This window comes from Streptomyces sp. NPDC058685, from assembly GCF_042714725.1.
In the GTDB taxonomy this organism is placed as follows: domain Bacteria; phylum Actinomycetota; class Actinomycetes; order Streptomycetales; family Streptomycetaceae; genus Streptomyces.
Map to the genome: position 1 here is coordinate 1 of NZ_JBHXSL010000005.1, position 24,160 is coordinate 24,160.

Below are 24,160 nucleotides of genomic sequence, written 5' to 3' on the forward strand. Positions count from 1 at the left end.
GGCGTTTCGTTCCGGTCATCGATCGCAATGGCGCGGCCTGGCCGCCCATGACGAGAAGACCGCCACGGTCCGACCATGTCGGCCCTCGTCCTAGGCCCCTAGCGTGCGACGAAACATTCGAACGAGAGCGGCGAGTGCGTACGTCTTTCCTGATGACCTGAGAGCCAAGCAGCTTGAGCTCAACCGTGCCGTGCCGAATATGAGCTGCACTGCCGCGGGCTAGCGTAGAGCGCGGAGAGAATGATCGGCCAGACCTACGAGCGGCCCTTGATGGGCGGGCGCACGGAGACCATCGCACATCCCGACTCGCCCGGATACACACCGGCACAGAGTGAGACGGACCGCAAGCTCCGTACCGCCAAGCGTGGGAGCAGCCCTTGCCTACCAGATCCACATCCCGCCAAGGGGGGAAGGCATACCACTCGCGTCGACGCCGATTAGGTGGGCCGACTCGGGTCCCAGGCTTGAGCCGTCGTCCAGCGGGATGCCGAAGCGGTGCTCCCCGAAGTGCAGAGTGAGAATCCGTTCCGGATCCTCTTCGTATGCATCGACGGTCTTACCGATGTAGCAGCGCATGAGGTCCAGCGACCCCGGTTCGGGAAAGTGCCACTCGCGACCCCCGTACATGCCCAGAGGGTTGCTCAAGGCCCGCAATACCGGCCCATCGAAGTGCAGCTCGACGTAGTCGCGCACGAAAGACACGGCGCTGACCTCCAAGCCCGCCAGCAGTTGGAGTCCGTCGGCCGCATCGTTCGCGCTGTTCACAGGCCCATGCTGCCAGAGACCAGCGTCCGCCCGATCACGCGTCCGGCCGAATGCTGGCCAACTGCGGCCCGGAAGGGCCAGCTATCGACCGTCGTCACATCAAGATCGAGTAGCGCGAACCGCCCTGGTGGCCCTCGCTGGCGACCTGCCGCCCGCGGTCCTCGGCCCGATGCTCGGCCTCCACCCGATCACAGCCGTCCAGTGGCGCCGCCGCGCCGCCACCGACTGGACCGCCTACTCCAAGCACGCCAGCGTGCCCTTGCCGCCGGGCCTCCATACCCCGGTCCTGATTCGGTCGTCAGGCAAGTCCACGAGGCCGTGCCAGCTGTTATCCGCCCCGTCGGGCCGAATTCGGCAGATCTACACTGAGCTGCGAGAACGCTACGGGGGAACAGGATCATGGGCGTGGGTACGGGTACGAGCAATGCGGTGGACGGCCAGTCCTCCCTGATCTCCGCGGTCCAGGCTGGAGACACGGACCTGGTGAGGATCCTTCTCCACGAGCACAGCGACTCCGTCTACCTGGACGCCGCGTTCAGCCTGGCCGTCCGGATGCACGCCGGGCGCATCGCCCAACTGCTGCTTCAGTACGGTGCGGATTCAGGCCGGAGCCGCCCCGATGACCTCATCCCCATGAGTGAGGCGGTCGACTCGGGTTCGCCCGCCCTGTTCGAGGCGCTCCTGGACCACGAGATCCGCGGCAGGTATCCCGAGATCGCACTCCTGGAGGCCCGGGACCTCGCGCGCCGCTGGCACGAGACGGGGGTCGAGGCCGAGCTGCGACGCCGTACCGGATCCCGGGACGCTGTCGGTCGTAAGCGGGTTCAAGACGGCGAGTACGACAGCGTCGTCGAGTTCACCCTTGGTGGCATGAGTGCGCGGGACGGCCATGGGGCGATCCTCACGTACGTCGAGGAACTGCTCGGGGTTCGAACCTCGTTCGAGGAGCTAATGGACCGCGCGTTGGCCCAGGTCGATCAGCAGGACCATGCAACGTGGAGCCGTGCCAGCCTCCAGTTGAGTGGACGGCGAGAGGAGGCGACCTGGGCCGCTGCGGCGGTACAGCGTACGAGCCCGGACCCATCCCGCCGATTGTTCGGTGCCGAGGTGCTCCGCCTTATTCATCTGTTCGACGACAGCGACGAGGACGCGTTCGCTGGTCCCGCTCTGGACCTGTTCACCGGCTGGGCGGCCGCAGAGACGGACATCGCCGTCCTCACCGAGGTGCTGGTCGCTCTTGGAGAACACAGTGACCCCCGCGCGGAGGCGGCCCTTCTGCCGCACGCCAGCCATCCCGACGCCCGGGTACGGCGTGCGGTGGCGCAAGGGCTCAGTCCTTTGTCCTCGCCGCCGGCCTTTTCCGGCGATGCTCGCACGGCGTTGCTGGGGCTGATGGCCGATCCGGACGCGGTGGTACGGAAGACCGCCTGCCGCGTGGTTGCCGAGGGCAGGGACCACGATCCCGTGTTCGCGGACGCCATGGCAGCTGTGCTGGACGATACGGACCGTCTGGTCCAGCTGGCTGCCGTCTACGGACTTGCCCTCCACGACGACGAACGGTGCGTGGAAGCAGCACGCCTTCTCGGCCCGCCGCAGCGCGGTTCTCTGGAAGAGGACGGCTACCTCGACGCGGTGTGGCGTTACGAATGGCGCCGCGACGGCCGCTGAACGATTCCGCCTGTGCCTGTCAGCTGCTCCGGAGCCGGGAATTCCGCACGGTTCGAATGACGCTCCCCGCCAGCTGACTGGACCGCGTACCTCGAAGCCCGCCGGTCCAGCAGCCGGGCGACCTGAGCTGTCCTACCGTTCCTGCGTCAACTCCGGGCAGGGCACGCCATCGACCGGGTAACCAACAGCCCGTCACCGCCCGGCCGTCGCTAGAGGTGGTCCCGTGATCACCAGTGCAAGGTGGCGTCGAACCGCCATACGGGTGGGACGGATCAGACGTGGCAGTGCACGTTGACGAGCAGAGTCTCGGCGGGCACGGCGATGAGATAGGACTGAACCCCCACGTGCTCCATGCCGAAGTCCGGCTCGTGGACGCATTCGAGGGGAGCGTGGCATGCGCCGTGCAGGGGAGCATCGCCAGGTTCGTACCACCATCCACTGAGCGTCAGCACGTTGCGCAGTGGCAGAAGGCTGAACTCGTAGGTCGCGACGTACTCCTCGCGGCTGCGTTGTCCGATTCCGACAGGATCCCAGCCAAAAGAAGAGTGGTCCGCGATGTCGGGCCGGGCCAGTACCGGCGCTACATCCACCCAGGCACGGACGGCTGGCTGCGCCCGGTATTCGGCGGCCTCCCGCGATGTCTCGTACGAGTCCCTGGTCCCTCCGGCGGCCAGGTGACGGTAGAAGAACACCGACCCGTCGTCCGGCGCCAGGTGGCGGGAAACCACCTCCTGCCAGCGATCCCACACCCGACCCGCATGGTCAGCAGCTTCCGCCCGGAGGGTCCAGGGCTCTGTCACCACAGCAGGAAGGCACTTTCTGCGTGGATACTCCCGCTGCCAGCGGACAGACCGCGTCAGGTGCATTGACCTGGAGCGTTGTTGACGCGGCTGATGGGTGGGTGCCCGCCCAGTGCGGTGTGGGAGAGTCCTGGGCATGACGATGCCGGAGGGCCTTGAGCGAGCACTGCCTGAGATCGTCGGACGCGACATGTTCGACGCTCTCGTCATCAGGACCGACTTCAGCGACGACGAGTCCTGGAAAGCCGTGGTCGGGGAACTGCGCCGGCCGTATGGGCCGGCCGGTGAATTTCCCGCACGGGTGCAGATCGTCGACGTGCCTGCTTGGTCGGGAGCAACGGCTGACGAGGTTCTTGCCGCAGTGGACGCGGACGAGGATCTGAGCGTCGTATTCCTCGCCGACCGCGAGACCATGCAGTCGCCGGCGTGGGCGTTGCTGGCTCTGACGACCACCTGGGAGGACGAGAGCGACCTTGATCCCGTCTACTACCAAGAGCTCATCGAGTCGCCGGAACCCAGGGAGTTCCGCGCCGCGCCCGCCGCGGTGCACGACGTCCACGCGAACCTGACGCTCGGCAACCTGGACTTCGCCGACTTCGCCGAGTTCGCCGAGGCAGCTGCCGCCGAGCCTGATCAGGTCCTGCGGCCGGTCTGACCCATGCAGCGGGCAGCCGTTCCCACGGCAGATGCGAGTCGTTCGTGGAGGTATGTCGCTCAGTGGCCCGCAGTGAACGCGGATCGAGCCGTTGCTGCCGGATCAGACGCCGAGGCGTGGCGGGCGGCGGGAACACCGGCAGGTGATCGACGCGATCGTGTCCAAGTACCGCACCAGAACTCCCTGGACGGACCTGCCCGAGCATCGACCGTTCATGCTCATTGCCCGCTGCGGAGCTTGTCGATCTGCTTCTCGAAAGCCTTCGTCTCCGCGATCAGGTGGTCGCGTGCGTTCTCCTGCGCCTTGTCGCCCTGATCCTTGAATGCCCCACGGAAATGTGGCTTGAGTTGGGTCCACCAGCCGTAGTCCAGCATCGCCCATGCCTGCGGACACAACGGGGCGCGGGTTTTCGGCAGGTATCCCGCATCGACCAGGGGGCCGTGGAACCTCTTCGGATCGCTCCCCTCCAGGTAGCAAAGGAAGTTGAAGACCCGCTGTTGGGTGACGGGGTGATCGCTTGAGAACCCCTCCAGCGTCAGCCTGCCCTCCTCGCGTGCGAGCTCGTCGAAAAGGATCGCAGCTGCCAACGACGGACCGGGTCCAACCTCGTTGACGGTATAGAACGAAGCGAACCCGTCGGCGGCGTCCTCTTCGAGGCCGAGGTTCGCCAGCAACAGCTGACGCTGCAGAGCATGGCCCATCTCGTGGCCGAAGATGAACTGAGTCGACAACGCGGTCAGGTCGTCGGCGTTGAACCTGGCCCTGGGGAACAGGGCGGGACGCTCGACGGTCTTCACCACTTTGCTGAGAACCCCTTCGATCAGGGTCAGGAACGGCGGGGGCACAAAGATCGTCCTGCCGTCGGGCTGGGTAACCGCATCCGTAACCCCCGGTGGGACCTTGTCGGTGACTTTCACGACCATGTCATGCGGGAGCGCGACTGACGTGTTCACCCAGCCGGCGACCTGTTCGAGCACGGCGGACTTCCGGACAACCGCCACGGCACGCCGGTCCTTCGGCTTGATCGTGGCGTCCTCGTAGACGACCGTGACCTTGCCGCCGGCGCCGGCCGCATTGCCGTCGCCGCCACACGAGACGGCGGCGAAACCGGCAACGAGCAGCGCTGCCACGCAGGCAGCCTTCAGCTTCGCCGAGTACCCACCACTGCTCAACACCACGGTCAGCTCCTGTCCTTGGTCAAGGCGTCGCGGCGGGCGGTTGTACTGGTATGGCCGCCGCAGACTCCTCCCGACGCCGGAGGACGGGCTCGAGCGTGGCGAACCGAAACCCCGAGCAGCACCGCAGGATCGATCAGGCTGGCGGCCGGAAGCCGGAAGCAGAACTCGAACCTGACACGCGGATTATGATCGCCGGGCCCTTTGTCCGCAAGAACCCGTATGTGGCGATTCGACCCCACGGTTCGGACTGGCCGTGATCTTGCACCACGGTGCAGAACCCTGGGCGGCCAATGAGCTCACAGGCGCCATTACACCAACCGCAGCATGCCACCGACCATCACACCGCGTGGCTGCCGATCTCACCGCCTCCACCCACTCGGTTCTCGTCGATAGGCATGAATGCGGTGTTGACGAGCCACAGCGTCGTGCGCCCTGGCAGACCCGAAGGGGACAGCGACGAGGCACTCACCGCGGCCGCAGGCACGCTAGTCAGCATCGTTGACCACGCCGAAGAGCCCAGCCGAGACATCGCCCGACCAGACACAGCCCGCCGCACCAACGGACCAAACTCAGCCACTGGGAACGGCGAACTCCACCCAAAGGGGGTAATGGTCGGAGACATGCCACGACAGGTCGTTGAGCGTGCCGTTCCCACGCAACTCCGGGACGAAGTCGACATGACCGCCGCCGACCGCGTCCAGAGTCAACACCGGCCGACGCTCCTGACCGTGAGTGAACCAGGCAATCTGGTCGTAGAAATGCTCGGCGCCCGGATCATCGAAAATGGTCCGCGGCAGCCCCTCCAACTCCGGTGCGGGCACCAGCCCAGTAGAAGTGAACGCCTCGAACAACGGGTCGCCCGCCCGGTCGATGTTGAAGTCACCCAGGGCGATCAGGTTGTGATCCCAGCCGAACTCCCGCTCCGCCCAGCCGGCCAGCCACTCGGCGATCGCCCGCAGCTCCGGCACCCGGTCAGCAGCCTTCTGACCGAACAGAACGTGCAACGTGACCAGAGTGAAGGTCTGCCCCTGGGACAGGAAGCTGACCGCGTAAGGTGTGCGGGCGAACTGCCGGTCCAGATCACCCGCGCGAACACCCGCCTCCTGCTCCAGCGGGACGACCAGCTCGCACGCCAGACCCGAAAGCTTGACCCGCCGCGTATCGAACAGGAACGCGAGGCGCTCGTTGTTGCCGGCCTTCCCCTCGGTTACGTCGGTCAAGACGAACGCCCAGTCCTCCCCCAGCGCCTTGAGCAAGTAGCGCAGCGCCCGAAGATCGCCACGCACTTCTTGCACCGCCACCACGTCGAACCGGCGCACCACCGAGGCAATGACCCGCACATCGGTGAAGTTCCGCTTCGGTGAAGCCCCTTCCGGTGTGGTCCACGCCTTGGTCAAACCGGCGAAGGCCCGCAGATTCCACGTCGCAATACGCAGATGCGATCCAGCCTTCTTCGGCTCGACCGACTCGTCAAGCGCCGCCTCCCACCGTGCGAGACGATCCGCCACCCGCACAGGCGGCGCCAGGATGTCGGGTTCAGACGGCACGAAATCCTCCTCGACGCGGGAAGCCAGTCAGAACGAGAGTCCAAGATCACGGATCCCGTGCACAAGAGCCGTTCAAGTGAAACCAAGCAACCAGAAGCACGCCCGCTGGTGCCCACGGCTCAGACGACACCACTGCCGTGCAGGAGTGTCTCGTCGCCAACAACCGCTTGGAGCCCGAAGCTCCCCTCCCTCGCCTGGAGATCCGCGCCTGGAAGCCACAGGATGAAGACCATGAACCCGCGGGTCACCTTCCTCCACGAAAAGAGGGCCAGGTAGGAGACTTCGACAAGGCGCCCCTACTCACTCTGTCTTCTGCTCGCCGCACCATGGTCAGGTTCGCCGGACCAGACGTTGACCTTGCACCCGTACAGCCAAGGGTGTCAGCCAGGCACTGACGGGCGGGGCGGGCCGGAGCCCCACCACCCGGACAAGCGGGGGCAATTCAATGGGGCAACGGCGTGCGTCAGATCCGCCATCCACGGAGCTGATCCGCTGCGTGGAAGACATCGGCCTTGCCGGCGATCAGCTCTTTGCACAGCTCGACGAGTTCGCCGTAGGGGGTGTCCAGTCCTTCGCCGCTGGCGTGCATGTACGCGATGGTCACGGCACACGCAAAGCGAACGTTGTAAGCCGGCAAGGGTTTGAGGAGCAGCAGCGTCTGCAGGAGGGCCGCGGCGCGCCACGCGGGGTCGCTGTCGATCCCGAGTCGAGGTGGGTCGACGCGGTGTCGAGCGACGCACGCTACGAGCGCGGAGAAGTCGGACACCATGTGTTCCTGCGGGAGGACTTGCTCGTACTGCTGCAAGAGCCAGCGGACGTCCACGTGAACGATGGGCGCCATGGATCAGGCGGCCCGTCCTGCTGCAGTCGGAGTCGGTCCGTCGTCGATGCCAGCTGCGGCAATGGCGTCCGCCAGACCCGGGTCGTTGAAGACGCGCCGCAACTCGGCGGCGCCCTCCTTGAGGGCACGGTTGTGCTCAAGGACCTCCACGGTGGATCGCCGGACGAAAGCCTTCATCGTCATACCCGCGTCTCGAGCTGCCTGGCGAATCGCCTCAAGCTCGTCGTCATCGAATTCCACATTGAGTGCCGCCATGCCTCTAAGGTACTCCGAGGTACCGGAATCCACATCCACGCAGGTAGACAGCCTGCAAGCAGGTACCTGGAGGCGGCTACGGCTCCTTTCGGTTCGTTCATCCGGGCAGCCGTGGCAGAGCGCTCTGGCTTCAGCTTCTGCCAGGCCGCTGAGACCGCGGCCGTACCACCGAGGAGCCTCGGCGGCTTCCCGGCACCTTGCACCAGAATCGCGCAAGAGGACTGATCCTTGCCCTTCCGCCGAACCGCCCGAGCCCGCTCGCGCCCCTCCTGCCGCCGCGGCGCTCGGCGCGCCTGGTGCACTGAGCGCGAGGCCACGCCGAGAGGCAGCCGGCATGGGGCTGCGGCGGTCGGTTCCCGCCGGACCTCACGTCCATGGGCGAACCCGGCCGTCCACCCGCCCTGCGAGCCACGTCACTACGGCTATTGGCGACGACGCGAGCCTGTTGGAGCTGCCCTTGCTTCATTCGTCGCGGAAAGCGGAGAGGATGGGCCAGTCAGTCGTGAGATTGCCGAGCTGCCACATCAGAGCATCGAGGACCCCGCGCATCTCGTCCAAGCGAGCTGGGTTGGGACAGTCGCGGGCGTTGAGGAGCACGGCCCAGCAGCGGTTGTCGACGGTGGTGACCACGAGGGCCATCGTGCCCGGGGTCGCCGTTGTGAAAACGGTTCCCCTCGGCGTGGATCAGCCACCCCTTGGCGTAGTTGGCTCCTGTGCCCAATGAGTCGGGCGTGCTGGCACGAGTGGACATGATGGCCAGGGAGGCAGGCGAGAGAATGTCCCCTTCTTGCGGAAACCCGTCAACGTGCACGAGGAAACGCACCAGAGCTTCCGCGGTGGCAAGCCAGCCGCCATGAGCGTCCATCCGCGAGACGCGAAAGGCGTAGGGGCTGACGTTGGTGCTCGGATAGTCGGTGTAGGCAACCTCGTCGAGGTGCCGGTCGCCCAGCGTGTCACCGGCGAGGTGCATCTCCGTGATGCCGCCGGGCTGAAGGACCAATTCCCGTACGGACCTCAGCCCCCCCTCGCGCCGTCGTCAGGGGCGCTCGAGCCGGGCCGCGAGATAGGGCGCTGTGGCGCTGCGGCGGGCCCTCGCCACCTTGGCCGGCGGGCCCACCGCGACCACCCGCCCGCCCGCGTCGCCGCCGCCCGGCCCGAGGTCGATGACCCAGTCGGCGGTGGCGATCGTGTCCAGGTCGTGCTCGACGAGGACGACCGTGTTGCCGGCGTCGACGAGCCGATGCAGCTGTCGCAGCAGCAGCGCGATGTCCGCGGGGTGCAACCCCGCCGTCGGCTCGTCGAGCAGGTAGAGCGCGTGCCCGCGGCGGGCTCGCTGCAGCTCGGTGGCCAGTTTGATGCGTTGCGCCTCACCACCGCTGAGTTCCGTCGCGGGCTGGCCCAGCCGCAGGTACCCCAGGCCCACTTCGCGCAACGTCTCCAGACTGCGGGAGGCGGCCGGGACGGCGGACAGGAACTTGGCGGCGGCGTCGACGGACAGCGCCAGCACTTCCGCGATGTTCTTGCCGCGGTAGGTGACTTCCAGCGTTTCGGCGTTGTACCGGGCGCCCTGGCAGGTCGGGCACGGCGCGTAGGTGCCGGGCAGGAACAGCAGCTCCACCGCGACGAATCCTTCACCCTGGCAGGTCTCGCAGCGCCCTTCGGGCACGTTGAAGGAAAACCGCCCGGCCGAGTAGCCGCGCGCTCTGGCCTCGTCCGTCGCCGCGTACAGCTTGCGCACCGCGTCGAACATCCCCGTGTACGTGGCCAGGTTGGACCGGGGAGTTCGGCCGATGGGCCGTTGGTCGACCCGGACCAGCCGGTCGAACGACTCGACCCCCGACGCGTCCTGGACGTCGACCTCCAGCTGCGCCTCGTCGGGCTCCTCGGGCGCGAGTCCGAGGTGGCCGCGGACGACCTCGGCGAGCACCTGCGTCACCAGCGTCGACTTTCCGGAACCGGATACTCCCGTCACCGCCGTCAGTACGCAGAGCGGTACGTCGACGGACACGTCGTGCAGATTGTGGCGGGAGACGCCGCGCAGGTGCAGCCAGCCGTGCGGTGTGCGCGGGCGGTGGTCGAGCCGCTGGGCGCGCCCGAACAGGTACTGGCTCGTGGCCGACTCCTCGACCCGCTCAAGACCGGCGACCGGGCCGCTGTACAGCACGCGTCCGCCGCCCTCGCCCGCGCCGGGGCCGATGTCGACCACCCAGTCCGCCCGCCGTACGACGTCCATGTCGTGCTCCACGACGAACAGCGAGTTGCCCGCCGCCTTGAGGCGGTCCAGCACGTCCAGCAGCGGTTCCGCGTCAGCCGGGTGCAGGCCCGCGGAGGGTTCGTCGAGGACGTAGACGACGCCGAACAGCCCCGAGCGCAGCTGGGTGGCGATCCGCAGGCGCTGCGCCTCGCCGGGCGACAGGGTCGTCGAGCGGCGTCCGAGGCTGAGATATCCGAGGCCCAGGTCGAGCAGGACGTCGACCCGCGCGACCAGATCGCCGCAGATCCGGACCGCGACCTCGGTCGTCTCCCCTGATCGGGCGGTCGATGTGGTGGCGTCGACCTTGGACCGTCCCGCGACGGGACGCAGGAGCGCCACGACCTCGGTGAGCGGCAACGCGTTGATCTCGGCGATGGAACGTCCGGCGAAGGTGACGGCGAGCGCCTCGGGCCGCAGTCCGCTGCCGTGGCACTCGGGGCAGGGCACACTCCTGACGAACCGGAGCGCCCGTTCGCGCATCTTCTCGCTCTTGGAGTCGGCGAGGACGTGCCTGACGTGCTTGCGGGCGCTCCAGAACTTGCCCTGGTAGCCGTAGTCGACGCGGTCCTCCTCCGGCTCGATGTACACGGACGGCTGCTCGTCCGTGTACAGCAGCCAGTCCCGGTCCTTCTTCCTGAGCCTGCGCCACGGTCTGTCGATGTCGATCCCCAGGCCGCTCACGACACTGCGCAGGTTGGCGCCCTGCCAGGCGCCCGGCCAGGCGGCAATCGCCCCCTCGCGGATGCTGAGCGAGGGGTCCGGGACGAGCAGGTCCTCGGCGACGTCGTGCACGACGCCCAGTCCGTGGCACTCCGGGCAGGCGCCGGCCGCGGTGTTGGGTGAGAACGACTCGGCTTCCAGCCGTGCGGCCCCGGGCGGATAGGTGCCGGCGCGGGAGTACAGCATGCGCAGAAGATTGGACAGCGTGGTGATGGTGCCGACCGTCGAGCGCGAGCTGGGCGACCCACGTCGCTGCTGCAGGGCCACGGCAGGTGGCAGTCCGGTGATTTCCTCCACGTGCGGTGCGCCGACCTGTTGCAACAGCCTTCGGGCGTACGGTGCTACGGACTCGAAGTAGCGCCGCTGCGCCTCCGCGTAGAGCGTGCCGAACGCAAGCGAGGACTTGCCCGAACCGGAGACGCCGGTGAAGGCGACCATCGCGTCCCGCGGAACGTCGACATCGACGTTCCGCAGGTTGTTCTCACTGGCGCCCCGGACATGCACGAAAGGGTCGCTCGCGTCCTTGTTCACCGTTCCTGATTACCTGATCGCGCCGGGAACCGCGCGACAGGCACCGCCACCGGATCCCGCTCACATGAGCATCCGGACAGTCCCGGTATGAGCCGCTCCCAGGGAACATTCGAGGGTGCTTCACCGTTGGACCGTATGTGGACGTAAAGGGAACTGTGTCCCCGTGCCTCACCCTTCGCCCATGAGGACGATCGTTCGGCTGAAGCCTCATGGAGCCCCCGCCGCGAGGCGACCGCCCTTCTCGCCCACTGTCGATCGGCCCCAGCTGGGGATCCCCCGAACCAGTCGGGGCCTTCGCTTGCCCCTGCCGACGCCCTTCGGTGAGCGCGGGTGGTCCGCCTCCCGGTGGAGTACTCGCCCCGGCGGCTCCGCCTCAGGTCGCGAGCATGCGCCCCAGGGCGGCCATGAGCGAGGGCTCGACCCGCGCCCGCCGAGACTGTGACTGCTGTGACAGACGAAGTTGTGCGGGGACATTGCGCCAGTCTGTTCTCATGGACAGGGCCGACCGCTCTATGTCTCCCCCGGCTGCTCTTCCCGCTCCTTCTTCTCCTCCCGCAGCTTCTGCCACCGCTGGCGCTGACGCTCGCCGTACGCCGCGTTGCGGACAGCGCCGTCGTCTTCGAGTCCGGATCCGAACGCACCTCCGACCATGCCCATGGAGCTGACGAACCAGGCGAGCACGGCGTAGTCGTGGATTGTCGCGTCTTGCCCGACGACCTTGCCCAGGACCGACGAGTTCAGGATGAGCAGGGTGACGCCGAAGAGGACGAGGAACAGGACCAGATAGAGGGACAGCACACCGAGGGTGATCGTCACGCAGGTGACTGTGTTGTAGAGGCGGGAGAAGGGGCGGGAGAGCGAATCGTGAGGGCGTTCCCAGAGCTCGTGATCGATGATGATCCATGCCGTGAGAGCGAGGAAGGACAAGACGCAGGCCCCGAGCAGTCGGCCCACGTCCATGCCCGAGGAGATGGTCCAGGCCGAGGTGTTGACCAGGCCGAAGGCGGCGGTGGCGAAGACACCGGCCAGTGCCCGGGAGAGGGTCGCGAAGAGCCGCCAGGGCCGGTTGGCCCGCACCATGCCGGTGACGAGACTCAGATGGCCGCGCAGCCCGGGCACGATGAAGCGTTGCAGGCCATCCTCGCTGGTCTCTGAAGTTTCGAGCCGGCCGGCTTCCTCCGGCGCCGGAGTGATATCGGCCCGCTCGCGGGTGAGTCTGCCGATGACATCCGCGACGACATGCCGGGCGCGCCGTCGCATCCGCCAGGAGCCGAGCGCCGGCAGGGACACCAGCGCGAGGCGGTCCTCCTGGCTCACCTCGACGCTGACCGGGCGCAGGCCGGCTCGTCGAGGCAGATCGGTGAGGAAGACCGCGGCCTCCCAGTCCCCCTCAGGGAGGAAGGGACGTACCACGTCGACCGCGGAGGAGACGTCCAGTTGCTCGTCCGCGACCAGGGGTGCCGTGCGCGCCGTCACCCGCCAGTCGACGTCCGGGCGGACCCGCTGCCTCAGCAGCTGCGGCAGCTTGTCGGCCAGTTCCTGGGCGACCTCCGCCGCCACTCCGGGGTCGGCGACCAGCACGATCCGCACCGCGTGCGCCGCAGTGGCCGGCAGGGAATCTGTCACGGTCTCCATCCGGTCGGGGTGGGCGCGGCGGCCTTTCGGCCCGAGGTTCCGTTGTAACGCCCTCCCAGGTGACGATCGAGCGCGACAGGCGCCTTGGCGCCAGGCGTCCCCCGTTCAGTCCGGGACGGGGTAGGAAAGTCGGCGGAGAAAGGGAGGGGGGCGAGCGTCGCGGAGACTGTCCCGCTCAACAGCCTGCTGCGAACGGACGCTGACGGATGTCAGGGGCGGAGTGCAGGGCTGGCGCCGCCGACCGATGATGCGCAACGCGGCCTGGTTCAGCGGGCGCGGGTTGATCCGAAGGACCGCCGCGTGTTGCCCGGGCCCCTCGGCACTGCGGCACTGCGGCACTGCGGCACTGCGGCACTGCGGCACTGCGGCACTGCGGCACTGCGGCACTGCGGTAATGCCAACACACCACGTCCGGGAACCAATTGCGCGGGAATCGCTTCACTGCGAGGGTTCTCCGCTGTAGTCGTTTTGGAGCATGGTGCGACGTTCCTGTTCGCGCTTGGAGTAGGCCGCTGCCCGGATCGCTTCGTCGCTTTCCAAGCCTGAGCCCAGCGCACCGCCCACTGTGGCAATCGACGCGACGAACCATGACAACGTCAGGTAATCCGTGGCGTGCAGCGAAGTTCGTGTTGTGGATGCGAACACTCGGTCGTTCAGGATGAACAACGCCCACAGCAAGTTGATGACGACCAAGCCCACGTAGCAGACGAGCACCCCGATACCCACCGTCATGACCGTAGAGGCGTTGTAGAGCCTTGCCCTCTGCCTGGCCTCCCGCGAGAGCTCTGTTGATCGGTGCCACAGCTCCCCGTCTACGATCAGCCACCCGATCATGATCCCGAGTGACCCGACCATGGCGATCACGAGGCGCGGCGCGCTCAGGGCCCCGGCAAGGCTCCAGACGGTGGAGTCCAGGGTGGCGATGGCCCCCGTGGCAAGTGCGGCCGCCAGGGCTTTCGACAGGCCTGGCACCAATCGCCACGGACGGTTGGCGCGGACCATGCCGAAGAGCACTCTCAGGTAACCGCGCAGCCCGCTGACGACATATCGCAGATCGGCGGTCTCCTCCTCACCGACCGGGCTCGGGTGGATTGGCGTGAGACGACCGGCAAAGGGTCGCAGAGGCGGCGGACACGGCGCAGGTCCTTCAGCCTGTGTGGCCTGCGGACCCAGCAAGCCGAGCACGGCTGCTTCGACGACCCGCCTGGCTCTCGTCTGCAACCGCAAGCCCCCCAGCGGAGGCAGAGACAGCAGCGCCAGGCCGTGTTCGTGACTCAGGTCCACAACAAGCTTGCGCCCGTGTGAAAGCAGGGGGAGGTCAGTCAGGGCGATGACGATGTCCCAGTTCTCGGCACGTCCGCGATCCATGATCCGGCGCATCAAGGTGGACAGGTCCTCGGCCCCAGAGGTGAATGGCTCGCTCACCACCTCGACATCGAACCGTCGCCCCTGGCCTGACATGTCGGCGAGCCGAGCAGGAAGAATCCGGGCCATGCGTTGCGCGATCTCCGTGGGCGCATCGGGATCCGCCAGGAGAGCAACGACCGTGACGCCCTCAGACGGCACCCGCATGTTTGGACCCTTCGCTTCGGCCACCCCCACGATCGCAAGTGCCCACAGGATGCCCCGGAGGTAACGTCGGCGCGGCGTGACACGCTGGCCCCGCCATCAGGTGCCGGCGGTACGGTCAGGTCTCCTCTTCTTCCCAGGATCGGGGCCTGCTCCACCAGCGGCCACGCTCGGGGTGCGCACCATGGCCGCGATGAGCCGGAGATGACCGTACGGACCTGGCAGTACGCAACAGTCCGAGCCCGGCGATCCGGGCCCGGCGCCCCCGGCCGCGGGCCGAGCGGCAGCTGACCCTTGGCTGGCGACTTTCGCGGGCTTACCCGACCAGCCGGAGGGCCCGGAACCTGAGCCACACGGCCCACACCGATGCGGACCATCACGGCCCGCACCGGAGCGGAGCCGCGGTCACGGTACGAGAAGCCTGACGCACACCCACCGCGTAGTGACCAACGGTGCGTGCGGGACCTGCCGCCCTCGTGCAGGACGGACGGCGATACGTCGACCGCTTCCGCAACGTGGCCGGCCAGCCGGTGGTGTCGGTGAGCATCCGGCGACGGTCTCCGCATGCCAGTGCTCTCCGCGCTTGGGGCGGATGCCCTTGATGGCGAGCGCTGCGGCCGCCGGCGGATCAGGACGAGCCCCTAGCCGCCGTGGGGGCGACGCCCTCGACGAGGGACCGGCCCAGCAGCACGGGCAGGTCGGATTCGAGAGCGGTGTCAGTGGCACTCCTCCTAGGGTGAGAGGCGGCCGATACGCCAACGACCACGGGAGCCATGTATGACGCGGTATTTGATCTCGTTCGATGACGGCTCGATGACCTTCCCGGAGGAGGAGTTGCCCAAGGTGGCCGAGGCCTCGCACAAGGTGGTGCGCGAGGCTCAAGACGCCGGTGTGTGGGTCTTCGGTGGTGGATTGGAAAGGCAGCGGGCGAGCATCGTGTCGACCGACGGGACCGTTGCGCATGGCCCGTACCCGGAGACCAAGGCGGTGCTCGGCGGGTTCTCGATCATCGATGTGCCCTCACGCGAAGAGGCGCTGGAGTGGGCTGCCAAGATCGCCGCTGCGTGCCGCTGTGCGCAAGAGGTCCGGGAGATCATGCCCGACTAGACCCTCCGGACCGAAGCGACGTACTCCATGGCGGGCTGCGGGACTTCTCCATGAACGACTCCGGGGCCTACACCTGTCGTCCGACCCCGAGGACATCGAGCATCGCCCGAGTTGCCGGGCTGGGGTTGAATCGGCTCCACGCCAGATACTCGATGCGGCGCGGGCCGTCGACCACCGGGACCAGCGCCAGTTCGGGGTCCTCCTCGGCCAGCGGCCGGATGAACGCCGACGGCAGCAGCGCGATGCCGAGCCCGCGCGCGATCAGCCGGATCACCAGCGCGGCTCCGGCCTCGTACGCGACGTCACGGACCAGGCCCGCAGCGGCGAATGCCTGATCGGACTGGGCCCGTCCCGGCGTCCCGTCCATGAAGTCCACGAACGTCTCCTCGGCGACCTCGTGCAGCGTGACCCGGGAAGTGCCCGCGAGACGGTGCCCGGCCGGCACCACCAGCACGTGCTCGTCATGATCGAGAACGACGGTTTCCACACCGGATGGCCGCTCGCCCTCCGGCAGGCCGAGGAAGGCGATGTCCAGTTCGCCGTTCCGGATGGCCGCCGCCAGTGTGTCGCTGCCACCGGCACGGAGGGCGACGCGGACGTGCGGGTGCTGGGAGCGGTACCGCTGCAGCAGCTCGGGTACGTCGACGGCGGCCGAGGTCACGATCATGCCGACGGCGAGCCGGCCGCGTACTACTCCGGTCGCGGCGGCAGCGTCGGCGACCGCGCGGTCGGCGGCGGCCAGACACTCGCGCGCGCCGACGAGAAACGCTGCTCCAGCGCTGGTCAGCTCGGTGCGGCGGCTGGACCGGGCAAACAGCTTGACCCCGAGCTCCCGTTCCAGCCCGGCGATCCGGTGGCTGAGAGCCGACTGCACCACGGAGCAGCGCTCCGCGGCGCGGGTGAAGTTGCGGGTTTCGGCGACGGCGACGACGTACCGCATCTGCTGGAGATCCACACAACCATCGTTATGGTTCATGGCTGGCATGACAAGCATGCTTTGGATTCATGGCAATCGGGGCCAAGACTGCATCGCATGCCTACCTTGACCGAGCGGTCACCGGCCCCGCTGCGTACCTCGCCCCCGCTGCAGGCGGCGACCGTCGCACTGACCGCACTCGCCCCTGCGTCCTGGGGCACCACGTACGCCGTGACCACGGAACTGCTGCCGCCCGGGCATCCGTTGTTCGCCGGGCTGATGCGCGCCCTGCCCGCCGGGCTGCTCGCGCTGGCGATCACCCGTGTGCTCCCGCGCGGGGACTGGTGGTGGAAGGCTGCCGTCCTCGGCGTACTCAACATCGGCGCTCTGTTCCCTCTGTTGTTCCTGGCGGCCGAACGACTCCCCGGCGGCGTCGCGGCGACACTCAGCGCCGCCCAGCCGCTGCTGGTCGCCGGGTTGGCGATCGCGGTGCTGCACGACCGGCCGACGGCCTGGCGATGGGCCTGGGGTGTGCTCGGCGTGGTCGGCATCGGATTCGTCGTGCTCGGGCCGGAGGCCCGGCTGGACACGGTTGGAGTGCTCGCCGGGCTCGGCGGTACGGCCGCCATGGCGGGTGGGGTTGTCCTCACCAAGCGCTGGGGCCGTCCCGCAGGGGTCGGCCCCCTCACGCTGGCCGGCTGGCAACTGACGTTCGGCGGTCTGTTGTTGCTTCCCCTCGCCCTTGCCATCGAGGGAGTGCCACGGCGGATCGACGCCGGAGCTGTCGGCGGCTACCTGTGGCTCGCCAGCGTGGGCGGGCTGATCGCGTACGCCCTGTGGTTCCGCGGGATCGGAAAGCTGCCGGTCGGCGCGTCCGCACCGCTGGTGCTGCTGTCCCCGCTGGTGGCGGCCGTCATCGGCATCATGCTCGGCGAGTCCCTGAGCCTGCTGCAGACCCTTGGCTTCGTCCTCGCCCTGGCCGCCTTGCTCGCCGCTCAGCTCCGTCCCCCGAACCTGCTCGGCCGTGTTGCTCGAAGCAGGACACCAGTGGATCACGTACGCGAAGACCGGATTCAAGGAGAACGGACTCGATGAACTCGATGAAGAAGCATGCGATGAAGAGGGGCATGACGATCGCTGTACTCGGCGCCACCGGGATGGTCGGCAGCCGGGTGATCAGCGAGGCCGGTGCACGCGGACACCAGGTGCTTGCCCTGTCCCGGAAGCCGGCGAGCGAGCACCCGAACGTGACACCGATCGCGGTCGATGCGCAGGACTCAACCGCCGTACGCGAGACCCTTGCCGGCTCCGCCTCCAACGGAGCCGCGGACGCCGTCGTACTGTCCGTGCGGACCATTCCGGTCGACCAGGAGTTCTTGGTCGGCGCCACCCGTACGGTGCTGGATGCCGCCGCTCAGCTCGGCATCCGCGTCTTCGTGGTCGGCGGCGCCGGTGCATTGCGCAGCCCCGACGACCGCGAACTGCCGGTCGCCGACAACCCCGTCTATGTGCCTGCCGAGTTCAAGACTGTCGCCGCCGCCGGGATCGCCCAGCTGCGGACCTGCCAGGCCCATGCCGGTGCCGATTGGGTCTACCTGAGCCCGCCGGCCCAGCTCGAGCCCGGAACCCGGACCGGCCTCTATCGGCGCGGTACGGACACATTGCTCACCAGCGCCGACGGTCAGTCGTGGATCAGCGCCGAGGACCTGGCCGTCGCCGTGGTCGACGAACTCGAGGCCCCCGGCACCGACCGCGTCATCACGGTCGCCCACCACGACGACGCCCCGTCGGCGTGAGCCGGGCCTCTATCCAGCTCAGCGGCTGACAGCGTCGAGGTGCCGTGCAGGGGACGGTAAGACGTTCGGCTCTGTCTCACATTCGGCGGAGACGGAGGGTGGCGAAGTGACGTTGATGGCGTCGTGAAGAACGTCAACGAGCTGGTTCAGGTGGTGTTTTCCGGGATTCCGGGATACCCCCGCTGGTCGTCGAGGATGCGGTCGACGCCTGCTGCTGCATCGCGGGAGAGGCTGCTGCGCGCGGCCACCGGAGCCCCTGCAGGACACTCCCGCGACCCATCAGGACGCGTGACGCATCCGACGACGACGCAGTGCGCGTCCCCGCGTGACTGGCTGCGTCTGGACCAGCGCGCAGAGAGCCGCAGCGATCAGGGCAGCGGGATCTTCGGCGGTGAGGGCTGCGGTGGCCTCCGATGCCGAACGTTCCTGGCCCGGGCCGGCCTTGCAGTACGCGCGCTGGATACCTGAATGCTGGTCATACGCACCGCCGGTGACCACCTGAGTCGGGGCACAGGGCGGCGGCCGCCGATTCGGGCGACGGCCGCATGCCCTGCGTGATGCCGTGCCATCACGATCGAGCACTCCCTCAGAGCGGAACCCGGAGGCGTGGACACCCGGGCTACGAACCTGCTCTCGGGGGACGCACCGGGTCTGTCAGCCTCAGCAGGAGTCGAGGCGGGCCCGGCGTATCCAGACGCCGCAGGCTCGCTCTGCTGCGGAAAGCAATCCCAACCACCACACCCGAACGGCACGGGGAGACTGCACCCCCAACCTAGCCGCCCCAAGCCGACAACAACCCCCCAATGACCGGAAATGGCGCAAAACCCCTGCCACTCAAGGCCAGAGGCCGATCAGCAGGGTCCAAACACCGGCCCCGACGGCGTCCCGGTCATGGCGACCGCCGAACCAGGCCGCGATCGGGATGCGCTGGTCGTAGCGCACAGGCTCAGCGGTGGGCCGGGGACGCCGATGAGTTCTGCGGCGTCCGGCCGTCTAACTCTCTGCAAGCCCGAGAAGCCCATCAGCCGCCCTGGAAGGGTGAGGAAAAGTGAAGTACATGATCCAGATGAACGTGCCCGCCGACCAGTGGGACGCCGTCATGTCGGGGTACTCCAAGGAAGACATGGAGGCCATGTTCGCCCACATGAACGCCCTCAACGAAGACCTCACCGCCGCCGGAGAGTGGGTGGAGGGGCAGGGCCTCGGCGGCCCCTCCCTGGTCAGGACGGTGCGGGCTGGAAGCGACGGGCGGCCTCAGGTGACCGACGGGCCGGCCCATGCGGGGCCCGTCCTGGCCGGGTACTGGGTGGTCGACGTCAAGAGCGAGGACCGGGCCCTGGAGATCGCCGCACGGGCATCGGCGTGCCCGGGAGCGGGCGGGAAGCCCAGCAACGATCCGGTGGAAGTGCACCCGATCCCCAGTGACCCGACCCAGGCCTGAACCGAGCGGGCTCCGGCGGCCTGTGGGCCGGTGCCGCCTTTCGGCCACTGTGGCTCATCACGGGGGCACGGCCGCTCCCAGCCGTACCGAGGCGTCCCGGTCCACCGCGATGCGGATGCGGAGATCGTGAGGTCCGGCACATGCAGCTGGAGCTCGGCAAGGTCAGTGGGGTCGCCTGCGTAGGGGCGGGCCATGAGAAAGCCGGGCAGTGCGCCTGTCTCCGCCTGCCCTGCACCGCCGAACCCGACCACCGTCGGGCGGCGCGAAGGCCCGGCACAACTACATGGCCCTGCGGAAGGTCAGGCACACGGTCATCCGGCTCATCCGCGACCACCTGCCCCGCGCCCCCGAACACGCCCACTCCTGGCAAGGCCACGACCTCGACTTCACCGGCGTCGTCTTCGACGGCGGAGACTTCACCGGTGCGAGGTTCACCGACGGCACTGCCCCCTCCCCTACGGCGAGGCCCCCGAACCGACACACCCGAGGCCCCACTCCACGGACTACGGAAGCCGGAAGACCAATAGGCGTAAGCCGAGTAGCGGCCCGCATGCCTATGTCCACACGCTTGTGAACTGGACAGAGCCAGGTGTTTCTCGGGTACCACCCCGGGGCCGCGCCGCGGCGGGCACCGACGCTCGTCCGGAACTGACTGCCTCGATCGACACCTGACTCCCGCATCCGCCGACGGTCCACCGACACAAGTGCGAGGACACCTCCCATGACGACGACTCTGATCACCGGAGCGAACAAGGGCCTCGGGTTCGAGACCGCGCGCCAGCTGGTGGCGGCAGGCCACACCGTCTACGTCGGAGCGCGGGATACCCAGCGCGGCCGTGACGCCGCTGAGCAGTTGGGAGCACGCTTCGTCCAGCTGGACGTCACCGACGACGATTCCGTGACCGCCGCGGCACGCGCCCTCCACGCCGACGGCGGACTCGACGTGCTGGTCAACAACGCCGGAATCGAGCCCCGTACGGCAGACGGAGGATTCGTCCCTCCCGGCGAGCTGACCGCCGATTCGATGCGAGACGTCTTCGAGACAAACGTATTCGGCCAGGTCCGGATGCTGCATGCGCTGCTCCCGCTGCTGCAGCGTTCACCAGCCCCCGTCGTGGTCAACGTCAGCAGCGGCACCTCGCTGATGCGCGAGCTCGTGAACCCCGACTCGCCCGCGCACTTCTACCCGGACATCGCCTATCCGTCCTCCAAGGCCGCAGTGAACATGCTCACGGTCCAGTACTCCAAGGCCTACCCCGGGGTCAGGATCAACGCCGTGGACCCCGGGTTCACCGCAACCGACCTCAACCGCCACGCCGGCACACAGACGGTCGAGCAGGGCGCTTCAATCCTGGTCCGCATGGCCCAGATCGGCCCGGACGGTCCCACGGGCGGCTTCTTCGACACCAACGGGCGGATCCCCTGGTAGCCACCTGCACACCCATCCGGCCGATGTCGCTGTCTACGCACTGCCCTCGTGGGCCCGGGAACCCTTGAGGACAAGGCCGACGACAGCTGAACCAGCGGCGACTTCCACAAAGGCGTCGTAGCCGAGAGGCTCCTGAGCAGCCATTGCGTGATCTCCAGTTTTTGTGGTGACGGGTTCGCCAGCCGGGCGGCCCCGGCTCGTGGGGGTCGCCCGCACCGTCTGTGGCGGCGCTTGGCCACCGATCGGAAGATCAACACACGTGCGGACTCCATCGCCCGGCCCGCTGAGCGGTCTCGCACAAGAGGCGTCACCCTCACCCGGGTGCACCTGCCCAAGCGGCCAGGGCGGCGGTCCGCTCAGAGCTGCGGATCGCAGCATCGGTGGCACGGGTGCACCAGGCGATGTACCCGTCGGGGCGAACGAGCACCTCGGTCACGCCGTGGAGGTCCGCACGCTCGTCGTACTTCGTGACGGCATGAGCAGTGACCCGTGAGCGCCACCCGGGCCCAAGGGCCTGCGCCGGATGCGCGTCGCCGGCAAGGTCGAAAAGGACGAAGCGGCCCCGCGGCAACAGTTCGTAGAGACGTATCGCCTCCGAACCGACGACGGCCAGACCTATGTCGGGCATCCGCTGTCCCACCAGCGGGTCGGCGTCGGCGGTCGCGGGCGGGCAGAAGGTACTCAGCGCGGAGATCCGTCCCGCGAGCAGACGGTTGACGTCCTTCAGCGACAGGAGTTCGTCGAGGAGCCTGCGCAGGGCAACGGCGGGCCGCTGATATTGCGGCAGGAGGGGCAACTCGGCGAGCAGGGTCTGCACTTCGGTGTTCTCGGTGACTGCCTGTCCGACCGGTCGGCGTTCGGCGTCGTATGTGTCGAGGAGACCGGGAGGAGCCCAGCCGTTGACCGTGGCAGCCAGCTTCCAGCCCAGATTCATGGCGTCCTGCAGGCCTGTGTTCAGTCCCTGACCCGCCGCGGGGAAGTGGATGTGAGCGGCGTCCCCGGCGAGCAGGACGCGGCCGGACCGATAGGAGGCGGCGAGGCGGGTGGCATTGCCGAAGCGCGAAAGCCAGCGCGGCTGCGCGATCCCGCAGTCGGAGCCACAGATCCTCGTCAGCGAGGTACGAAACTCCTCCAGAGTCACCGGCTGCCCGGCCGGAATCCGCATCCGCTCCGGATCGATGCAGACGAACCGGGTGAGCCCGCCCTCCAGCGGTACGGTCAGCACGCCGCGGGCCCGTAGAGCAGCAAGAACCGCAGGATCTGCGTCGACCTCCGCGAAGTCACCGAGCATGCCTGTCAGTGTTTCGTCGGTCCCCGGGAAGGCGATGCCGGCAGCGTGCCGCACCAGACTGCGCCCGCCGTCACAGCCGACCGCGTACTGCGCCCGTACGGTGCCGACGGCTCCGTCAGGCACGCGCACCTCCAGTTCCACGCCCGTGGCGTCTTGGCGCAGCCCGATGGTCTCGTGTCCGCGGCTGATGCGGACGCCCAGCTCTCCCGCCCGCTCCTCCAGCAGCGCCTCGGTACGGGCCTGGGCCAGGAAGAGGGTGTAGCCGTGGCGGGAGTCGAGCTCGGCGAAGTCCAGACGGGTGTCCAGACCGGCGAAGTGCCAGCCGGGCACGGGGTTCCCGAGGGCGAGGAAGCGGGGCGCGAGGCCCCTCATGTCCATCAGTTCCACACTGCGCGGGTGCAGGGTCAGCGCTCGTGAATCACGCTGCGGCGCGGTACGCCTCTCCACGATCCGGGTCCGTACGCCCGCCAGCGCCAGCTCACAGGCGAGCATCAACCCGGTTGGACCAGCGCCCACGACCAGCACGTCAGTGTCCGTCAATGTGACCTCCACTATTTAGTGAACATCGTTCACGTGAACGATGTTCACTATAGTGGCGCCCATGAGCAATCCGTCAACCCGCACACGGGGGCGCCCCCCACGGCTGGACCAGGCGCGCACCGTCGAGACAGCCCTGGATCTGCTGGACGAGGCTGGGCTCGACGCGCTGACCATGCGACGTCTGGCTGATGCGATGGGCGTCCAAGCCGGCGCGCTGTACCGCTACTTCGCCACCAAGCAGGCGCTGCTGACCGCCATGGCGGAGCGGATGCTGTCCGACGTTGGCACGTCCGCGATTCCAGCCGACGAAGAGTGGGGCGAGCGGCTGACTGGCCTGGCCAGAGCGTTGCGCACTGCGCTGCTCGCCCACCGCGACGGCGCCCGCGTCTTCGCCGGCACACACTCGACCGGGACGCACACCCTGCACTTCGCCGACACCGTGATCGGCGTTCTGCGCGAGGCAGGCTTCGACGACGCGGACGCCGCGCGCGCCCTGATGACGGTGGCCAACTTCACCGTCGGCCACACCCTGGAAGAACAAGCCGCCGCTCGGGAACCGGACACAGAGGCCCCCGCGGACCCGGGCCGCCTGGCTGAGGCCGTAACGGCCGGGGCGTACCCGCACCTCACGGCCACCCTGCCCGTCCTCAGCAGCACGGACTTCACCACCCACTTCGAGTTCGGCCTGCGCCTGCTCATCGACGGGCTGCGCACCCTGTCACAACAGCGCTGACGAAGCGTCCCGCATGCTCGACGAGGAAGGCGGCAATACGAGTCGCTCACACCGGCCGTCCCGGCGGAGGACTGTCCGCGCATGTGTCAGGGCCGGGGCTTCTCGGGTTCGGTGGGCGGCTCGCCGGCGAGGTTGGTGAGGAGTTCGGCGCACACATCGCGGAGCTCGACGTTGCTGTGCCGTCAGGCGGTCCGCAGGATCATGAAGGCCCCCTCGGAGCCGCAGCACTGCGGGGCCATGATGACGCCGATCGCCTGGTCGATGACCGTCCGGGATGCCTGGTGGTCGGCGGCGCGATCGCGACGGCCGCGGCCGTCGCGCTCGGCCTGGTCCTGGCGCGGGTGCTGCGGGGCGAGCGACTGCTGACCGCCGCCACCGTGGTGGCTCCCGCCTCCCGGTACCGGCGAGCCCCCGACTTGCCTATCGGGAAAGTCCTGAGTAGCTTTCCTCATAGGAAAGTAATCGGGGACGGGAGGGGATGGCCGTGAA

Annotated in this window: 22 protein-coding genes and 1 pseudogene; 9 read left to right on the forward strand and 14 right to left on the reverse strand. The window is 68.2% G+C overall.

Features of this window, described 5'->3' with window-relative positions; translation table 11 throughout:
* Nucleotides 1-381: 381 nt before the first annotated feature.
* Nucleotides 382-765, reverse strand: a complete 384-nt coding sequence (locus ACFWU3_RS05895) for a hypothetical protein (RefSeq protein ID WP_384431733.1) — start codon at nt 763-765, stop codon at nt 382-384.
* Between the two features lie 405 nt (nt 766-1,170).
* On the opposite strand from ACFWU3_RS05895, the gene ACFWU3_RS05900 reads away from it, so the two are divergent.
* A complete protein-coding gene (locus ACFWU3_RS05900) occupies nt 1,171-2,433 on the forward strand; it encodes a hypothetical protein (protein WP_384431736.1) in 1,263 nt (420 codons plus the stop codon).
* Between the two features lie 272 nt (nt 2,434-2,705).
* Here the strand turns inward: ACFWU3_RS05900 and ACFWU3_RS05905 are convergent, their stop codons facing one another.
* The gene (locus tag ACFWU3_RS05905) at nt 2,706-3,236 is read right to left on the reverse strand and encodes a hypothetical protein (protein ID WP_384431738.1); all 531 of its coding nucleotides are present in this window, start codon (nt 3,234-3,236) and stop codon (nt 2,706-2,708) included.
* A gap of 133 nt (nt 3,237-3,369) precedes the next feature.
* Here ACFWU3_RS05905 and ACFWU3_RS05910 point away from each other — a divergent pair, with 133 nt between their 5' ends.
* Together ACFWU3_RS05910 and ACFWU3_RS05915 are read left to right on the forward strand one after the other, a co-directional pair.
* A complete protein-coding gene (locus ACFWU3_RS05910; protein WP_384431741.1) occupies nt 3,370-3,888 on the forward strand; it encodes a DUF6924 domain-containing protein in 519 nt (172 codons plus the stop codon).
* A gap of 91 nt (nt 3,889-3,979) precedes the next feature.
* A complete protein-coding gene (locus tag ACFWU3_RS05915) occupies nt 3,980-4,210 on the forward strand; it encodes a hypothetical protein (RefSeq protein ID WP_384431744.1) in 231 nt (76 codons plus the stop codon).
* On the opposite strand, the gene ACFWU3_RS05920 is transcribed toward ACFWU3_RS05915, so the two are convergent.
* From ACFWU3_RS05920 to ACFWU3_RS05960, 9 genes and pseudogenes are all read right to left on the reverse strand, one after another.
* Nucleotides 4,107-5,066 carry a DUF4344 domain-containing metallopeptidase gene (locus ACFWU3_RS05920; RefSeq protein WP_384431746.1) on the reverse strand — a complete coding sequence of 320 codons (960 nt, stop codon included), beginning with the start codon at nt 5,064-5,066 and terminating at the stop codon, nt 4,107-4,109. The genes ACFWU3_RS05915 and ACFWU3_RS05920 overlap by 104 nt on opposite strands.
* Nucleotides 5,067-5,635: 569 nt before the next feature.
* Complete coding sequence (locus tag ACFWU3_RS05925) at nt 5,636-6,613, reverse strand: endonuclease/exonuclease/phosphatase family protein (RefSeq protein WP_384431749.1); 978 nt, start codon at nt 6,611-6,613, stop codon at nt 5,636-5,638.
* Nucleotides 6,614-7,076: 463 nt separating this feature from the next.
* A complete protein-coding gene (locus ACFWU3_RS05930; protein WP_384431752.1) occupies nt 7,077-7,454 on the reverse strand; it encodes a toxin Doc in 378 nt (125 codons plus the stop codon).
* A 3-nt stretch (nt 7,455-7,457) separates the two neighbouring features.
* Complete coding sequence (locus ACFWU3_RS05935) at nt 7,458-7,709, reverse strand: hypothetical protein (RefSeq protein ID WP_384431755.1); 252 nt, start codon at nt 7,707-7,709, stop codon at nt 7,458-7,460.
* Between the two features lie 462 nt (nt 7,710-8,171).
* A complete protein-coding gene (locus ACFWU3_RS05940; RefSeq protein WP_384431757.1) occupies nt 8,172-8,339 on the reverse strand; it encodes a hypothetical protein in 168 nt (55 codons plus the stop codon).
* 25 nt (nt 8,340-8,364) lie between these two features.
* Nucleotides 8,365-8,727 (reverse strand): annotated as a pseudogene (locus ACFWU3_RS05945) (serine hydrolase); the annotation flags it as partial.
* Nucleotides 8,728-8,745: 18 nt separating this feature from the next.
* Nucleotides 8,746-11,214 (reverse strand): excinuclease ABC subunit UvrA, encoded by a 2,469-nt coding sequence (gene uvrA, locus ACFWU3_RS05950; RefSeq protein ID WP_384431760.1) that lies wholly within the window; start codon nt 11,212-11,214, stop codon nt 8,746-8,748.
* A 510-nt stretch (nt 11,215-11,724) separates the two neighbouring features.
* Nucleotides 11,725-12,840 carry a hypothetical protein gene (locus tag ACFWU3_RS05955; RefSeq protein ID WP_384431763.1) on the reverse strand — a complete coding sequence of 372 codons (1,116 nt, stop codon included), beginning with the start codon at nt 12,838-12,840 and terminating at the stop codon, nt 11,725-11,727.
* Between the two features lie 447 nt (nt 12,841-13,287).
* A complete protein-coding gene (locus ACFWU3_RS05960; RefSeq protein WP_384432401.1) occupies nt 13,288-14,421 on the reverse strand; it encodes a hypothetical protein in 1,134 nt (377 codons plus the stop codon).
* A gap of 774 nt (nt 14,422-15,195) precedes the next feature.
* On the opposite strand from ACFWU3_RS05960, the gene ACFWU3_RS05965 reads away from it, so the two are divergent.
* Entirely contained in the window at nt 15,196-15,525 is a 330-nt protein-coding gene (locus ACFWU3_RS05965; protein WP_384431766.1) for a YciI family protein, read from the forward strand.
* Nucleotides 15,526-15,592: 67 nt separating this feature from the next.
* Here the strand turns inward: ACFWU3_RS05965 and ACFWU3_RS05970 are convergent, their stop codons facing one another.
* On the reverse strand, nt 15,593-16,480 hold the full coding sequence (locus tag ACFWU3_RS05970) for a LysR family transcriptional regulator (RefSeq protein WP_384432404.1): 888 nt from the start codon (nt 16,478-16,480) through the stop codon (nt 15,593-15,595).
* A gap of 78 nt (nt 16,481-16,558) precedes the next feature.
* On the opposite strand from ACFWU3_RS05970, the gene ACFWU3_RS05975 reads away from it, so the two are divergent.
* The 4 genes from ACFWU3_RS05975 (at nt 16,559) to ACFWU3_RS05990 (ending at nt 21,107) form a co-directional block, all read left to right on the forward strand.
* Nucleotides 16,559-17,536, forward strand: a complete 978-nt coding sequence (locus ACFWU3_RS05975; RefSeq protein ID WP_384431768.1) for an EamA family transporter — start codon at nt 16,559-16,561, stop codon at nt 17,534-17,536.
* Nucleotides 17,537-17,568: 32 nt separating this feature from the next.
* Nucleotides 17,569-18,237, forward strand: coding sequence for an NAD(P)-dependent oxidoreductase (locus tag ACFWU3_RS05980; protein ID WP_384431771.1), 669 nt, complete (start codon nt 17,569-17,571; stop codon nt 18,235-18,237).
* Nucleotides 18,238-19,294: 1,057 nt separating this feature from the next.
* Nucleotides 19,295-19,678, forward strand: coding sequence for a YciI family protein (locus ACFWU3_RS05985; protein ID WP_384431774.1), 384 nt, complete (start codon nt 19,295-19,297; stop codon nt 19,676-19,678).
* Between the two features lie 721 nt (nt 19,679-20,399).
* The gene (locus tag ACFWU3_RS05990; protein WP_384431777.1) at nt 20,400-21,107 is read left to right on the forward strand and encodes an SDR family oxidoreductase; all 708 of its coding nucleotides are present in this window, start codon (nt 20,400-20,402) and stop codon (nt 21,105-21,107) included.
* A 313-nt stretch (nt 21,108-21,420) separates the two neighbouring features.
* On the opposite strand, the gene ACFWU3_RS05995 is transcribed toward ACFWU3_RS05990, so the two are convergent.
* Complete coding sequence (locus tag ACFWU3_RS05995) at nt 21,421-22,938, reverse strand: monooxygenase (RefSeq protein WP_384431780.1); 1,518 nt, start codon at nt 22,936-22,938, stop codon at nt 21,421-21,423.
* Between the two features lie 61 nt (nt 22,939-22,999).
* On the opposite strand from ACFWU3_RS05995, the gene ACFWU3_RS06000 reads away from it, so the two are divergent.
* Entirely contained in the window at nt 23,000-23,671 is a 672-nt protein-coding gene (locus tag ACFWU3_RS06000; RefSeq protein ID WP_384431783.1) for a TetR/AcrR family transcriptional regulator, read from the forward strand.
* A 182-nt stretch (nt 23,672-23,853) separates the two neighbouring features.
* Here the strand turns inward: ACFWU3_RS06000 and ACFWU3_RS06005 are convergent, their stop codons facing one another.
* Nucleotides 23,854-24,123, reverse strand: coding sequence for a hypothetical protein (locus tag ACFWU3_RS06005; RefSeq protein WP_384431786.1), 270 nt, complete (start codon nt 24,121-24,123; stop codon nt 23,854-23,856).
* Between the last annotated feature and the right edge of the window lie 37 nt (nt 24,124-24,160).

Excerpts from the sequence above, each read along its gene's own strand:
- ACFWU3_RS05980 (WP_384431771.1), top strand. The coding sequence starts at position 17,569 with ATGACGATCGCTGTACTCGGCGCCACCGGGATGGTCGGCAGCCGGGTG.
- ACFWU3_RS06005 (WP_384431786.1), bottom strand. The coding sequence starts at position 24,123 with ATGAGGAAAGCTACTCAGGACTTTCCCGATAGGCAAGTCGGGGGCTCG.
- ACFWU3_RS05935 (WP_384431755.1), bottom strand. The coding sequence starts at position 7,709 with ATGGCGGCACTCAATGTGGAATTCGATGACGACGAGCTTGAGGCGATT.
- ACFWU3_RS05990 (WP_384431777.1), top strand. The coding sequence starts at position 20,400 with ATGACGACGACTCTGATCACCGGAGCGAACAAGGGCCTCGGGTTCGAG.
- ACFWU3_RS05985 (WP_384431774.1), top strand. The coding sequence starts at position 19,295 with ATGATCCAGATGAACGTGCCCGCCGACCAGTGGGACGCCGTCATGTCG.
- ACFWU3_RS05930 (WP_384431752.1), bottom strand. The coding sequence starts at position 7,454 with ATGGCGCCCATCGTTCACGTGGACGTCCGCTGGCTCTTGCAGCAGTAC.
- ACFWU3_RS06000 (WP_384431783.1), top strand. The coding sequence starts at position 23,000 with ATGAGCAATCCGTCAACCCGCACACGGGGGCGCCCCCCACGGCTGGAC.
- ACFWU3_RS05975 (WP_384431768.1), top strand. The coding sequence starts at position 16,559 with ATGCCTACCTTGACCGAGCGGTCACCGGCCCCGCTGCGTACCTCGCCC.
- ACFWU3_RS05965 (WP_384431766.1), top strand. The coding sequence starts at position 15,196 with ATGACGCGGTATTTGATCTCGTTCGATGACGGCTCGATGACCTTCCCG.
- ACFWU3_RS05910 (WP_384431741.1), top strand. The coding sequence starts at position 3,370 with ATGACGATGCCGGAGGGCCTTGAGCGAGCACTGCCTGAGATCGTCGGA.
- ACFWU3_RS05960 (WP_384432401.1), bottom strand. The coding sequence starts at position 14,421 with ATGCGGGTGCCGTCTGAGGGCGTCACGGTCGTTGCTCTCCTGGCGGAT.